The organism is Beduini sp. (assembly GCF_047239305.1).
Taxonomy (GTDB): domain Bacteria; phylum Bacillota_I; class Bacilli_A; order Erysipelotrichales; family Coprobacillaceae; genus Beduini.
In genome coordinates, this window is record NZ_JBKTEM010000005.1 from 53,089 (window position 1) to 66,764 (window position 13,676).

At 37.3% G+C, this 13,676-nt stretch carries 14 protein-coding genes and 1 other annotated feature; of the genes, 13 read left to right on the forward strand and 1 reads right to left on the reverse strand.

Annotated elements, in window-relative coordinates:
* Positions 1 to 15 precede the first annotated feature (15 nt).
* The 13 genes from ACLRVU_RS09335 (at position 16) to ACLRVU_RS09395 (ending at position 12,227) form a co-directional block, all read left to right on the forward strand.
* Positions 16 to 831 carry a polysaccharide deacetylase family protein gene (locus ACLRVU_RS09335; protein WP_412891621.1) on the forward strand — a complete coding sequence of 272 codons (816 nt, stop codon included), beginning with the start codon at positions 16 to 18 and terminating at the stop codon, positions 829 to 831.
* A 283-nt stretch (positions 832 to 1,114) separates the two neighbouring features.
* Positions 1,115 to 2,398: a histidine--tRNA ligase gene (gene hisS / locus ACLRVU_RS09340; protein ID WP_412891622.1), complete on the forward strand. Its 1,284-nt coding sequence runs from the start codon at positions 1,115 to 1,117 to the stop codon at positions 2,396 to 2,398.
* Positions 2,391 to 4,148, forward strand: coding sequence for an aspartate--tRNA ligase (gene aspS / locus ACLRVU_RS09345; protein WP_412891623.1), 1,758 nt, complete (start codon positions 2,391 to 2,393; stop codon positions 4,146 to 4,148). Before hisS ends, aspS begins: the two co-directional genes overlap by 8 nt.
* The gene (locus tag ACLRVU_RS09350; protein WP_412891624.1) at positions 4,135 to 5,214 is read left to right on the forward strand and encodes a M24 family metallopeptidase; all 1,080 of its coding nucleotides are present in this window, start codon (positions 4,135 to 4,137) and stop codon (positions 5,212 to 5,214) included. The genes aspS and ACLRVU_RS09350 overlap by 14 nt, the downstream gene beginning before the upstream one ends.
* 102 nt (positions 5,215 to 5,316) lie before the next feature.
* Complete coding sequence (locus tag ACLRVU_RS09355) at positions 5,317 to 5,760, forward strand: CBS domain-containing protein (RefSeq protein WP_412891625.1); 444 nt, start codon at positions 5,317 to 5,319, stop codon at positions 5,758 to 5,760.
* Positions 5,761 to 5,818: 58 nt separating this feature from the next.
* Positions 5,819 to 6,688 (forward strand): ROK family protein, encoded by an 870-nt coding sequence (locus tag ACLRVU_RS09360; RefSeq protein ID WP_412891626.1) that lies wholly within the window; start codon positions 5,819 to 5,821, stop codon positions 6,686 to 6,688.
* A 65-nt stretch (positions 6,689 to 6,753) separates the two neighbouring features.
* Positions 6,754 to 8,067 carry a UDP-N-acetylmuramate--L-alanine ligase gene (gene murC, locus ACLRVU_RS09365; protein WP_412891627.1) on the forward strand — a complete coding sequence of 438 codons (1,314 nt, stop codon included), beginning with the start codon at positions 6,754 to 6,756 and terminating at the stop codon, positions 8,065 to 8,067.
* 61 nt (positions 8,068 to 8,128) lie between these two features.
* A complete protein-coding gene (locus tag ACLRVU_RS09370; protein WP_147551704.1) occupies positions 8,129 to 8,392 on the forward strand; it encodes a DUF948 domain-containing protein in 264 nt (87 codons plus the stop codon).
* A gap of 12 nt (positions 8,393 to 8,404) precedes the next feature.
* Positions 8,405 to 8,932, forward strand: a complete 528-nt coding sequence (locus ACLRVU_RS09375) for a YtxH domain-containing protein (protein ID WP_147551706.1) — start codon at positions 8,405 to 8,407, stop codon at positions 8,930 to 8,932.
* A complete protein-coding gene (locus tag ACLRVU_RS09380) occupies positions 8,886 to 9,923 on the forward strand; it encodes a LacI family DNA-binding transcriptional regulator (protein ID WP_412891628.1) in 1,038 nt (345 codons plus the stop codon). The genes ACLRVU_RS09375 and ACLRVU_RS09380 overlap by 47 nt, the downstream gene beginning before the upstream one ends.
* Before the next feature lie 73 nt (positions 9,924 to 9,996).
* Positions 9,997 to 10,188: a binding site (T-box leader), on the forward strand.
* A 32-nt stretch (positions 10,189 to 10,220) separates the two neighbouring features.
* Entirely contained in the window at positions 10,221 to 11,447 is a 1,227-nt protein-coding gene (gene tyrS / locus ACLRVU_RS09385) for a tyrosine--tRNA ligase (RefSeq protein WP_412891629.1), read from the forward strand.
* Between the two features lie 118 nt (positions 11,448 to 11,565).
* The gene (locus ACLRVU_RS09390) at positions 11,566 to 11,781 is read left to right on the forward strand and encodes a DUF4177 domain-containing protein (RefSeq protein WP_412891630.1); all 216 of its coding nucleotides are present in this window, start codon (positions 11,566 to 11,568) and stop codon (positions 11,779 to 11,781) included.
* 95 nt (positions 11,782 to 11,876) lie between these two features.
* A complete protein-coding gene (locus ACLRVU_RS09395; protein ID WP_412891631.1) occupies positions 11,877 to 12,227 on the forward strand; it encodes a DUF2200 domain-containing protein in 351 nt (116 codons plus the stop codon).
* Between the two features lie 31 nt (positions 12,228 to 12,258).
* On the opposite strand, the gene ACLRVU_RS09400 is transcribed toward ACLRVU_RS09395, so the two are convergent.
* Positions 12,259 to 13,599 carry a dicarboxylate/amino acid:cation symporter gene (locus ACLRVU_RS09400; RefSeq protein WP_412891632.1) on the reverse strand — a complete coding sequence of 447 codons (1,341 nt, stop codon included), beginning with the start codon at positions 13,597 to 13,599 and terminating at the stop codon, positions 12,259 to 12,261.
* Between the last annotated feature and the right edge of the window lie 77 nt (positions 13,600 to 13,676).

The following is a 13,676-nucleotide window of genomic DNA, read 5'->3' on the forward strand; positions in this document are numbered from 1 at the left end:
AAGAGAGGTCTTAAAATGAAAAAAATAGTGATGGGTTTAATTGCTCTTTGTGTGGTTGTTTTAATTGCCTTTGCTTTTCTTTACAATAAAGGCGGGGCAGATATTGCTCCATTAAATGAGACAGCCATTGCGGTTGAACTGCCAAAGAAATATCAGAATGATTTTTCTGATGTGACCAATCCGGCTAGTTCAATTCCAGTCTTTATGTATCATTATTTCTATGATGAGACATCAGAGACAGCGGAAAACGGAAACTTCTACAGCATTCAGAAATTTGAGCAGCAGCTGGCTCATTTTAAAGAAGAAGGCTATAAAACATTGACTATGGAAGAGCTGTATGACTGGCTTGAAGGGAAGATTGAAGTCCCTGAAAATTCAGTGGTGATTACGATGGACGACGGCTATCATTATACTTATGATATGGCATTGCCTCTATTAGAAAAATATGGCTTTGTGGGTGTGAGCTTTGAAATTACCTCAGCACCGGAGGATTATGCATCACGTTTATCTCATCTTAATTTAGAATTAGAGAGCCATACCCATAACATGCATCAGGGAACTTGTCCGGGGATGAAGCCGATCCAGTATGGCGCTATTCAATGTCAGGACTTTGAATCGGCAGTTGCGGATATGAAAGCATCAGCGGATACGATTGATCAGCCGATTGCTATGGCTTATCCGTTTGGCGGATATGGCGGTCAGGCAAAAGATGTATTGAGAGCCGCCGGTTATAAACTGGCATTTACTACTCAATATGGGAGAGTAGAAAGAGGTATGGACTATTTGGAACTGCCAAGAGTCAGAATGTCTACGGATTCGTTTTATTATTAATTCATTCTAATTGACAAGTCATAGGAAGTATGATATAAAATGATTAATATCAATCCAATGAAAAAGAGAGCGTCATTATAAAGTGAAAAGAGATAGGTATCGAGGCTGAAAGTACCTGCATGGTTAATGACGGAGACACTTTGGAGGAGCTATTAAAAGCATAGCCGTTTGTCGCGTTAAGACCTTAAGTGCATGAGAAATCATGAATTAAGGTGGCAACGCGTGTAATACGTCCTTATTTATAAGGGCGTATTTTTTATTTAAATAAAGGAGGAAGAAAGAAATGGCATACAGCGCACCAAGAGGAACAGTAGATCTGCTTCCACAGCAAACAAAAAATTGGCAGTATTTAGAACAGTTATTACGTACCATTGCATTTAACTACAACGTAAAGGAAATTCGTGTTCCCATCTTTGAACATACAGAGTTATTTAATCGAGCAGTGGGTGACACCACCGATGTTGTGTCAAAGGAAATGTATACATTTCAAGATCGTGGAGATCGTTCATTAACGCTGCGTCCGGAAGGAACAGCCGGAGTCGTAAGGGCATTTGTTGAAAACAAACTTTATGTGAATCCTGATAAATTGACAAAGCTTTACTATATGGGACCGATGTTCCGTTATGAACGTCCGCAAAAAGGAAGACAGCGTCAGTTTCACCAGTTTGGCGTGGAAATGCTGGGATTGGAAAATCCGGAAGTCGATGTGGAGTGCATGGTCATGGCAGTGACGATCATTGAATCATTAGGATTGCAAAACGTTAAACTGCATATCAATACATTAGGAGATGAAATCAGCCGTGATAATTATCGTCAGGCACTGATGAATCATTTCAAGCCGGGATTAAACGAATTATGCGGAGACTGTCAGGCACGCTTTGAAAAAAATCCTTTGCGTATTTTAGATTGCAAAGTGGATAAAGATAACCCGTTGATTACGACAGCACCTAAGACGATTGACTATTTAACACCGGAAGCAAAAGCACATTTTGAAAAAGTATGTGCGTTATTAGATGATCTGGAAATTGATTATATGGTGGATACCAACTTAGTCAGAGGATTGGATTATTACTGTCATACAGTATTTGAAGTCATCAGTGAAGATCCAACTTTCGGCAATGCCGCAACCTTAGGCGGAGGTGGTCGCTACAATAAATTAGTTCAGGAAATGGGCGGTCCGGAAACACCGGGTGTCGGGTTTGCCTTTGGAATGGAACGCTTAGCCTTAGCTTTAGACCAGATGGAATTAGAAGATGACGATGCTTTAGATATTTACATCATGCCATTAGGTCAGGAGGCTAGAGATTTATCTTTACAGATCGTGACAATGCTCAGAGCCAATGGATTCAGCTGCGATATGGATTATGCTAATCGTTCAATGAAAGCGATGTTTAAAACAGTCGATCGCCTGCAGGCTCATTTTGCCATTATTATTGGTGAAGAAGAAGTGAAAAATGAAGTGGTTAACATTAAATGTACACATGATAAACAGCAGGAAACAATTCCATTAGAAGATATTGTTGCTTATATTGAACATCATTTAGAAGGGGGACATGAGCATGAATAGAACACATCATAATGGGGAATTAAGAATTGAAAATGTAGGAGAAACCGTTGAATTAAAAGGATGGGTCGCAAAAAAGAGAAATCTTGGGGCCTTAGTCTTCATTGATTTAAGAGATCGCTATGGTATTACTCAGGTGATTTGTGATGAATCTATGGAATATATAACGAAAGAAGTAAAGAATGAGTTTGTCATTCATGTTGTAGGAAAAGTAGTCGAAAGAAGTTCAAAGAATCCCAAGATGCCAACCGGAGATATCGAAATTGAAGCAACTCAGCTGGATATTATTTCTACGGCTGCATTGACACCAATGATTATTGCCGATGAAACAGATGCATTGGAAGAAACGCGTTTGGTCTATCGTTATTTAGACTTACGTCGTCCTAAGATTCAGCAGAATATCTTATTACGTCATCAAATTACCAAGAGTATTCGTCATTATTTAGATGACTTGGATTTTGTGGATATCGAAACTCCTTATTTAACACGCTCAACACCAGAAGGCGCAAGAGACTTCTTAGTTCCAAGTCGTGTACATAATGGAAAATTCTTTGCTTTGCCACAGTCTCCGCAGCAGTTCAAACAGCTGCTGATGATTGCCGGATTTGAAAAATATTACCAGATAGCCCGCTGTTTTAGAGATGAAGATTTAAGAGCAGATCGTCAATTAGAATTTACACAGGTCGATGTTGAAATGTCATTCATGAATACAGACGAAATCTTAGCGGTTTGTGAAGGCATGATGGCAAAAGTCATGAAAGATGTTAAAGGGGTTGAGCTTCCTTTGCCATTACCAAGAATGACTTGGCAGGAAGCAATGGAAAGATATGGAATTGATAAACCGGATATTCGTTTTGGTTTGGAATTAGTTAATTTAAATGAAACTGTCAAAGAGGTTGATTTTATCGTCTTTAAATCTGCTTTAGAAGCAAATGGACACGTAAAAGGAATCAACGTTATTGGTCAAGCAGCCAATTATTCACGTAAAGCACTGGATAAATTGACGGATATTGCAAAAACGTATAAAGCCAAAGGTTTGGCATGGATGAAAGTGAATCAAGATAAAGCGGAAGGACCGATCGCTAAATTCTTTAACGAAGAACAAACACAGTCTTTATTTGAAGCTATGAATGCACATGATGGTGATTTGCTGTTATTTGTGGCAGACGCTAAATATGAAGTCGTCTGCGATGCTTTAGCGGCTTTACGTAATCATTTGGGAAAAGAATTAAAACTATATGACCCGGAAGCATTTGCTTTCTTGTGGGTAACGGACTTCCCGATGTTTGAATATGATGATGAAACACAGCGCTATTATGCTAAACATCATCCGTTTACACGACCAAAAGAAAGCGATCTGGATTTGATCGAAAAAGATCCGGCAAACTGCTTGGCAGATGCTTATGATATCGTTTTAAATGGTTTTGAATTAGGTGGAGGATCTATTCGTATCCATGAACAAGACTTACAGAAACGTGTCTTTAATGCATTAGGATTTACAGATGAACAAATTCAAAGACAATTTGGCTACTTTGTAGAAGCTTTTAAATACGGAACTCCTCCTCATGGCGGGTTTGCTTTAGGCTTAGACCGTATTGCGATGCTGCTGACACAGTCTGAATCATTACGTGATGTGATTGCTTTCCCTAAAATTTCAAGCTCTAGCTGTCCGATGACGAAAGCACCGACAGCTGTGGAGAAACCGCAGTTAGATGAACTAGGATTAGAGGTGATAGCAGATGATGAAGCCTAATCGCTTAGAAAAAGTAATCCATAAAATGAAAGAAAAGAAGATGGATTATATGATTATCAGTGATCCTTCTTCTATCGAATATCTTTGTGAAGTCAATAATCATCCCGGTGAAAGAATGTATGCACTGTTGATTGATATTAACGGAGAACATCGTTTATTTTTAAATAAATTATTTTTTGTGCCACAAGATGTGGGCATTGAAAAGGTTTGGTTTTCAGATACCGATGACAGCATAGCCTTACTTGCTCAGACGATGCAGGAAGATAAAACGATTGGGATCGATAAATTCTGGGCAGCACATTTCTTACTGGCATTACAAGAAAAACTGCCAAACAATACGTTTGTGAACGGTTCGAGTGTGATTGACGAAGTGCGTATGGTTAAAGAACAAGATGAGATTGAAACAATGATCAAAGCCAGCCAAATTAACGATGAAGCGATTGAGCGTTTGATTGCTACACTTAAACCAACGGATACGGAACTTAGCCTAAGCGATCGCTTATTAGCCATCTATCAGGAATTAGGAGCCAGTGGTCACTCTTTTTCACCAATCGTCGCTTTTGGTAAGAATGGTGCTGATCCCCATCATGGAAATGATGATACAGTGATTGCTTCAGGCGATTCGATTATTATCGATATGGGCTGTCTGTATCAAGGGTATTGTTCAGATATGACCAGAACTTTCTTTTACCAAAGCGCCAGTGATAAGCAAAAGGAAGTCTACAATATTGTAAAAGAAGCCAACTTAAAAGCGCAGGCGATGATTCAGCCGGGAGTACGTTTATGTGATATCGACGCTGCTGCCCGCGATTATATAACAGAAAAAGGCTATGGTGAATACTTTACCCATCGTCTTGGTCATTTCATTGGCAGAGATGTACATGAATACGGTGATGTATCCAGCCAGTTTGATATGAGAGTCGAAGAGGGAATGATCTTCTCTATCGAACCGGGTATTTATTTACCGGATGAGTTTGGTGTTCGTGTCGAAGACTTAGTTGTCGTGACTGAAAACGGCTGCCAAAGCTTGAACCAATATTCTAAAGAATTAAAAATAGTAGATTAACAGCAGGGAATTTCTGCTGTTTTATTTTTGTTACTAAATCTTTTTAACTTAATTTTATTTTAGCGTATAATAGAGATGGACAAAAAAGAAAAAGGTGAGTATATGAATTTGTTATTTTTTTTGAAATCCAAATCGGATGTAACATATATTGATGAAAGCAACACCGCTAGGCAAGCCTTAGAAACAATGAAGCATCATGGCTTTACGGCAGTACCGGTGATCAGTGCCGGCGGTCGCTATGTAGGAACCATTACCGAGGGGGATTTGTTATGGGAGATTTTGAAACATGATCCCTTTGAATATAAAATGAGTGAACATATTTATGTAAAAGACATGATTCGTCAGGAGCTAAATCCTGCCGCAAGGGTTGATACATCAATGGCAGATCTATTGCTGATGGCAACGAAGCAAAACTTTATTCCGATTATTGATGACCGTAAACTCTTTATTGGAATCGTTACCCGCAAGGATATTCTGCAGTATTATTATCGCTTGCATTATGTAGATAATAATCCTAAGGAATTCATGGAAGAATATCAAAAATAGTTTCGCTGAGCCCTTATTTATGCTATTGTAAAGATAGATATAAATGGAGGGGAAATACATGTATTTAGGAATTGATATTGGCGGAACTTTTATCAAATATGCGCTAGTTGAAAAAGATTACACCATTACCAAAAAATGGAAAAAAGAAACCAAGCTGTGTGAGACCAAAGATGAATTTTATGATTACCTTTGCGAAGGGCTAAAAGAATTAGATGTCGAATGTATTGGGGTCAGTGCACCGGGTGTGATTGACAGTGATTCTACGGTATTATCTAAAGCTGCCCGTAATGTGCAGATCATGATGTATCATTGCGTCAATGAAGAAATTCAAAGCCGCACCAAAATCAAGACAGCAACGATGAATGACGCTAAAGCGGCAGGTTATTGTGAATTGATGATTGGTAATGGGAAAGGAACTTCTTCAAGTGTATATTTCGTTATCGGAACGGGAATCGGCGGATGTGTCTGTGATCGTGACGGTGTCATTCAAGGGGTTAATAATATTGCCGGAGAATTCTCTAATATTCCAATGGGTTATGCCAATGGAAAGATTTTAGGTTTATCTCATCTGGCATCCATGAGTGCTTTGATTGACATTTATAACAGTATGAGCGAAACTCAGCTGACTTATGGAACAGAAGTATGTGAACGCTATCTAGCAAACGAAGAAGCAGCAGTGAAAGCAATGGACCAATGGTGCTTAAATATTTGTTTAGGACTTTTCAGCATTGTTATTTTCTATAATCCGGAAGTGATCTGCCTAGGTGGCGGAATCAGTGAAGAAGACTGGTTTATTGATAAAGTAAGAGAGACTTGGAATGCCTTGGAACGTCCGTTCAAAGACTTAACTACGACAAGGATCGACCGTTGTCTTTATAATAATGACGCCAATCTGCTAGGTGCCGTATTATATGCAACAAAACATTAGGGAAATAGAGCTCTAATGTTTCTTTTTTTTGTGATTGTGATAAAATAGTTCTAGAGGTGAAAATAATGTATTATTTTATAGGTATAAAAGGTTCTGGGATGGCATCCCTAGCAAGAATTTTATATGAACTTGGGTATGAAGTTGCCGGAAGTGATATTGATAAATATATCTTTATTGAAGAAGATTTGAGAAATAAAGGCATCCCGATCTATTCTTTCAACAAGGAAAATATTAAAGATGGGTATAAGGTGATTATTGGCAGTGCGTTCAATGATGATCATGAAGAAGTGAAAGCGGCATTGGAAAATCCCAATGTAGAATGCTATCGCTATTTTGATTTTTTAGGTGAGATGATGAATCACTATGACTCAATTGCGATCGCCGGAACTCATGGAAAAACCACGACAACCGGAATGGCTTATCATCTGTTTAAAGATTATGATAAGACAACGGTGCTGATTGGGGATGGAACCGGCTTTGCAAAAAAAGACAGCAAGTATTTTATAGCGGAATCATGTGAATATCAGGATCATTTCCTGCATTATCGTCCTAAGTACGCTGTGATTAACAATATTGAATATGATCATGTCGATTATTTCAAGACGTTTGAAGATTATAAGCAGGCATTTGAGAATTTTGCCAATCAGATAAAAGATACGGTCATCATTTGGGGAGATGATCCTTATCTGCCAAAACTGAATATTCAAACCAGAACACTGTCTTTTGGTTTAAATAAAAGCAATGATGTTCAAGCGGTTAATTATTTGCCGACAGAAGAGGGCATGAGCTTTGATGTGATGATTCATGGTGAACTGTTTGGTCATTTCAATCTGCCTTATTTTGGCAAACATATGCTTCAAAATGCCTTAGCGAATATTACATTGGGATATTTAGAAGGCATGGAAGCAGAATATATCAATGAGCGTTTAGCCTCATTTGATGGGGTAAAGCGCCGTTATAGCGTCAAAAAAATTGGTCATAATATATATGTTGATGATTACGCTCATCATCCAACAGCAATTCGCATGGTCATTGAAGCGACACGTATGCGTTATCCGTATAAAAAGATCGTGGCAGTCTTTAAACCCGATCGTTTTTCAAGAATCTTGCGTTTTGCTAAAGAATTCGCTGAAGCAATGGATCTTTCAGATTATCCGTATTTATGTCATTTTCCGGAAAATGCAGCAAAAGAACCCGGCATTGACATTGATATTCATGAGATCGGACAATATATACCCAGAGCTAAGATTATTCGTGAAGATCAGGAGTCTGCTAAGCAGCTTTCAGAGTATGAAGATGTGGTCTATTTATTTATGAGCAGCAAAGATATTTATAAGTTCGAAGATTTAGTGATAGAGGCGAAGAAAGCGGAAATTTAATACATTTATTGCATAATGAAAGCGACTGTGCAATAATAAACTTAAGAGAAGAGGTGGATATATGAGCGCATTGCAGATAAGCCAATGTATCGTTTTATTAGCAGGTGCGTTTGCCTTGCTGGCACTCGGTTTTGTTTTTATAAAATTAGTCAGCACGATCGAGCGTCTCAACATGACGATCGACCGCTCCAATCAAACAATCGATAAAGCCAATCTGATGATTGATGACATCAATTACAAATTGGATATGATCAATCGTCCTTTTGAAGCGATTACACGATTGTTTGCCCCATTTGGCGGAAGAAGCAAGTTTAGGAAAAAATAGGAGGATATAAATATGAAATTAGGAAAGTTTATTGTTGGTTTAGGTGTTGGTGTTATTGCCGGAATGCTGTGTGCACCTAAAAAAGGCAGTGAAATGGTAGAAGACATTAAAGAAGGTTCTAAGAAAGCATACGATAAATCAAAAGACCTGACAAAAGATGATATCGTAGGCATGATTAGTACTACTGCTGATAAAATGAAAAAAGCTGTAGAAGATTTCGATGCTGAAAAAGTAAAAACTTCAACGAAAGAAAAATTAACAGACGTTAAAAGCAGTTTAGATGAATTGGTACAAAAAGCAAAAGATAATGAATCATGCCAGGAAGTATTAGAAAGAATTGATGATCTTTCTCAAAAAGCTATGGAAAAGATTAATGAATACAAAGAAAAAATCATTGAATACGGTCAAGATGTATACGATGATATGAGTGATGAAATCGACGAAGAATTAGATGATGTTAAAGAAGAAATCGATGACTTATTAGAAGAAATTGGTGAAGAAAAGTCTGATACAGACGATTCTAATAAAAATAATGGATAAAAAGGTAACCATTTATGACGTAGCTAGGGAAGCAAATGTTTCTCTAGCTACTGTTTCCAGAGTTATCAATGGGTCTAGTGTTGTTAAACAGGCAACCAAAGCCCGTGTTTTAGAGGTCATCGAACGATTAGATTTTAAACCTAACGAAATTGCCAGAGGATTGGCAAAAAGTAAGACAACGACGATCGCTGTTGTTTTTCCACAATCATTATTTGCTCATGTAAAAGATATGATCGGTGGGATCGGAGATACAAGCCGTACTTTAAAATATACGGTTACTTTCCATACGACAGATGATATTGGTGAAGATAACATGGTCAATGAATTGGTGGAAAAATTAGTTAAATCAAGAGCGGATGGTGTTATTCTTTTCAACAATGAATTCTTGGAAGAAGAAATTAGTCAAATTTCTAAATATAAAATTCCGATTGTAGTCGTAGGAGATTACATGGCAGGAGATAATTTAGGAAGCATTCATACGAATGTTAAGCAGGCGATTTATGATATTACCTGTGACCGCTTGGAAAAAGGAATTGATGATATCTTATTTGTAACGACACATCAAAACTTATTAAGCGATGAAGAAATGGTGAGCGGAATCAAAGAAGCTTATGCGAAATACAATAAAACATTTGATCAGATTTTAGAAAGTTCTTCTGAATATGAAGAAAGCTACAAACAGTTTCAAGAGTATTTTAAAACTCACAAACATCAGCTTGTCATTGCGACCAATGATAAAGAAGGCGTAGCTGTCATCAACGGAGCAACCGATAACCAGATTTCAATTCCTGATGAAATGGAAGTCATTGGGATGTTTAATACCACTTATGCTCTGATGTCAAAGCCAACACTAACAAGCATCAATATTCCTATTTACAATATGGGAGCTTTAGCTGTTCGCCTTTTGACAAAGATGCTGAATAACGAAGAAATCGAATCCAATGATGTTGAAGTAAAATATATTTTAATTCAGCGTCAGTCAACGAAATAAAAATGAAAGCAGCAGGGTCTGCTTTTTCTTTATGAATTCTGTTTGACAAACTGTAATAAACCATATATAATCCAATTATACGCTGAAAGAGAGAGGTTCAAAGGAAAGCAACAGAGAACTCGTGGTTGGTGAAAACGAGTCTGGAATTTGATCTATACACTCTGGAGTTTCTAAGTGAAAAGCTTAGACGGGTCATGTCGTTATGCATGAATGAGTGCATGTGAAAGCATGAATAAAGGTGGTACCGCGAGACTTCGTCCTTTGGATGAGGTCTCTTTTTATTTTAAGGAGGACAATATGAAAATTTATGATGAATTAGTATGGCGTGGATTGATCAAAGATATCAGTTCACCAGAATTAGAAGAAAAATTAAATAACGGAGGATTAACTTTCTATATTGGAACCGATCCAACTGGAGATAGTTTGCATATCGGGCATTTTTCTTCATTTTTGATCAGCAAGCGTTTAAAAGATGCCGGTCATAATCCTATCTTATTGGTCGGGGGAGCAACCGGACTGATCGGAGATCCAAAACCGGATACAGAAAGACCAATGATCACTAAAGAACAAGTGACTCATAACTTTAATTGTTTGAAAAAACAAGCAGAGGATATTTTTGGCTTTGAAGTGGTAAATAACTATGACTGGTCGAAAGATATTAATTTTATTGATTTCTTAAGAGACTATGGAAAGTATTTCAATATTAACTATATGCTCTCAAAAGAAATTATTAAAAGCCGTTTAGATCTGGGAATCACATATACTGAATTTTCTTATATGATTATGCAGGCTTTGGATTTCTTATGGCTATATGAAAACAAGGAGTGCATGATGCAGGTTGCCGGACAGGATCAATGGGGTAATATTACCGCCGGAATTGAATTGATCCGTAAAAAAACCGGAAAAGAAGCTTATGGATTTACGATGCCGTTATTAACTAAGAGTGATGGAACGAAGTTTGGTAAAACCAATGGAAAAGCCATTTGGCTGGATAAAGAAAAAACATCTCCTTATGAAATGTATCAGTTCTTTATCAACTCAGAGGATGATAAGGTTATCGATTATTTAAAATTCCTGACTTTCTTAACACCGGAAGAAATCATGGAGTTAGAAGAGAAAAACAAAACACAGCCTCATCTGCGTGAAGCACATAAAGCGTTGGCTAAAGAAGTCATCACGTTCTTACACGGTTCGGAAGCTTATGACGAAGCCGTGCATATCAGTGAATTGCTGTTCTCCGGTGCGATCAATGAATTAAGCTTAGCTCAGGTAAAAGCTTGTTTAAGCGGAGTGCCTACTTCTAAAACTAATGAGGATCTAAATATTTTGGATGCCTTGATTCTTTCAGGAGCAGCGAAAAGTAAACGTGAAGCACGTGAATTTACAAAAGGCGGATCTGTATTAATCAACGGAAATAAAGTGACGGATGAAACATTTACTGTTAAAAAAGCAGAGGCCTTTGGTGAAGAAATGACAGTTATTCGTCGTGGAAAGAAAAATTACTACCTAATACAGCATGCTTAAGATATCCGAGAGGATATTTTTTTTTGTAAAAAAAAACAGGATTTAGGATATCGCTATGCTAAACTGTAAGTAGATAAAGAACAAAAAATATGAATTATAGAAAGGAGCAAAGGAAGCGATGAAACAAGTAAAATTTATTGAAGTGAAATCAGAATTAAGCGGATATGGCTTGGGAAAAGGAACGAGGTATACATTTGAAGGACTCGAAAAGGTCATTTATGAAATGATCATGAAGGGCTGGGACTATAAAGGTTATGTTCCAAAGGAGACAAGAGGCACCGGTGATATCGAAAAAATGTCGCTCATCTTTCAAAAGGATGAATTAGAAGAATAAATTGTAGGCAACTCCCATTTAAGTGTTTTGTTAAAAAAGAATTAAAAGGTAAATTTCTATCCAAAATATAGAGAGTCGTAAAGGAGAAGGAAACGATGAATAATGAAAAAGTATATCAGATGAAATTTTCTAAAATCTATCCCTTGCTTGTCAGTAAAGCGGTGAAAAAAGGGCGTACGCAATCAGAAGTGGATCAAATTATTACTTGGCTTACCGGTTACAGTGAAACTAAACTGAAGGAGAGTGCAGAAACAAAAGTAACTTATGCGGATTTCTTTAATCAGGCGCCAAGTCTAAATCCAAACAGACATTTGATTAAAGGCTCAGTCTGCGGTGTTAAAGTAGAAGAAATCAAAGAACCGTTAATGCAGGAAATTCGCTATTTGGATAAATTGATCGATGAACTGGCTAAAGGGAAAAAGATGGAGCATATTTTAAGAAAATAAATAATCAGATACAAAAAAGATCCCGAAGGATCTAATGATTATAAGTGTCTTGATCAAACTGGTTTTCAGATTTTGATACAATGATCGAAGTGGCGGAATCTCCGACAACATTTAAAGAGGTCACCAGCATTTCGATTGGTCGATTGATTGCTAAAATCAAGGAATAGGCAAGCAATGCGGCATCGTTCGTATACCCCATGCCGGTTAGGATTGTAAACAAAATGACAGCCCCGGCACCTGGAGCAGCAGGTGTCCCGATCGATGAGACTAAGGCTAATACAGCGATGATGCCAATACTTGTAAATGAAACTTCATATCCTGAACTAGCAGCAATAAAGATTGCGGCAATGACCTGCATAATCGCTGTTCCATCCATGTTGATAGTCATTCCCAACGGTAAAGTGAATGAGGCAATTTCATCGTGAACGCCTAATTCTTCAACCGTTGTTTTTTTGTTTAGTGGGAATGCAGCAGCACTTGATGAGGTTGAGAAACCAAATAGTGCCACTTTAGCGATTTTCTTAACAAAAGGAATCGGATTTAATTTAGCTAATAAACGAATATATATAGGATAACCAATCAGAAGATAAACAAATAATGCCAGCACGGCAGTAATGACATAAGCTAAAGCCGGCTTTAGATAATCAATGCCATAGATCGCAAAAGTACGAGTCAGTAAAACAAAGATGGCAATGGGGGCAAATTTGTTGATGACAAAACTTAAACAAACTGTAATGATTTTATTGATTTCTTCAAGCAGACGATGAAAGACTTGAATTTGACTATGTAAATGATTGATTGCTAAACCGATACAAACAGCAATGAAAACGATTGACAATACTTTACCATTATTAGAGAAGGCGGAAATAATATTGTTAGGCACAACAGATAAAATAATATTTAGCGGATTGGCACCCACACTTCCTGTTGACGGTGCTAAATTATTGACATTGATCGGATTAAACGCCCCACTGCGATAGACGCTCATTCCCACAACTCCGGCAAAGATTAAAGCACATACGGTAGTCAGTAAAAAGATTAAAATGGTTTTGGTTGAGATGCGACCTAATTTTTTTGTATCTTTCATAGTGCAGATCGCTAATGTAATGGAAGTAAATACCATTGGAATAATAATTAATTGCAAAGCATTGACAAACAATTGACCGATGATATAAAAGATTCCAATTGCATTTCCTGCGTTTTCGGCGCTGATATCTTGAAATAGAATTCGATTGATCGTATTCCATGTTTCAGTGTGACCATTGGTTAACAGATTTTCACGTAAGACCATGAAAATACCACCGGCAATTAAACCAAATAATAATGAGAACAGCATTTTTACTGCTAAGGATAATTTCTTCTTTTCTTTCATTTATAGACCTCCTGTTTTGGACACAAACCTTTAATATTATATATAGCTTTGTCTTATTAGGCAAATATTTTTTTAAA

What these genes read in the sequence shown, in the direction of transcription:
- ACLRVU_RS09335 (WP_412891621.1), top strand. Translation starts at nt 16, where the DNA reads ATGAAAAAAATAGTGATGGGTTTAATTGCTCTTTGTGTGGTTGTTTTA.
- hisS (WP_412891622.1), top strand. Translation starts at nt 1,115, where the DNA reads ATGGCATACAGCGCACCAAGAGGAACAGTAGATCTGCTTCCACAGCAA.
- aspS (WP_412891623.1), top strand. Translation starts at nt 2,391, where the DNA reads ATGAATAGAACACATCATAATGGGGAATTAAGAATTGAAAATGTAGGA.
- ACLRVU_RS09350 (WP_412891624.1), top strand. Translation starts at nt 4,135, where the DNA reads ATGATGAAGCCTAATCGCTTAGAAAAAGTAATCCATAAAATGAAAGAA.
- ACLRVU_RS09355 (WP_412891625.1), top strand. Translation starts at nt 5,317, where the DNA reads ATGAATTTGTTATTTTTTTTGAAATCCAAATCGGATGTAACATATATT.
- ACLRVU_RS09360 (WP_412891626.1), top strand. Translation starts at nt 5,819, where the DNA reads ATGTATTTAGGAATTGATATTGGCGGAACTTTTATCAAATATGCGCTA.
- murC (WP_412891627.1), top strand. Translation starts at nt 6,754, where the DNA reads ATGTATTATTTTATAGGTATAAAAGGTTCTGGGATGGCATCCCTAGCA.
- ACLRVU_RS09370 (WP_147551704.1), top strand. Translation starts at nt 8,129, where the DNA reads ATGAGCGCATTGCAGATAAGCCAATGTATCGTTTTATTAGCAGGTGCG.
- ACLRVU_RS09375 (WP_147551706.1), top strand. Translation starts at nt 8,405, where the DNA reads ATGAAATTAGGAAAGTTTATTGTTGGTTTAGGTGTTGGTGTTATTGCC.
- tyrS (WP_412891629.1), top strand. Translation starts at nt 10,221, where the DNA reads ATGAAAATTTATGATGAATTAGTATGGCGTGGATTGATCAAAGATATC.
- ACLRVU_RS09390 (WP_412891630.1), top strand. Translation starts at nt 11,566, where the DNA reads ATGAAACAAGTAAAATTTATTGAAGTGAAATCAGAATTAAGCGGATAT.
- ACLRVU_RS09395 (WP_412891631.1), top strand. Translation starts at nt 11,877, where the DNA reads ATGAATAATGAAAAAGTATATCAGATGAAATTTTCTAAAATCTATCCC.
- ACLRVU_RS09400 (WP_412891632.1), bottom strand. Translation starts at nt 13,599, where the DNA reads ATGAAAGAAAAGAAGAAATTATCCTTAGCAGTAAAAATGCTGTTCTCA.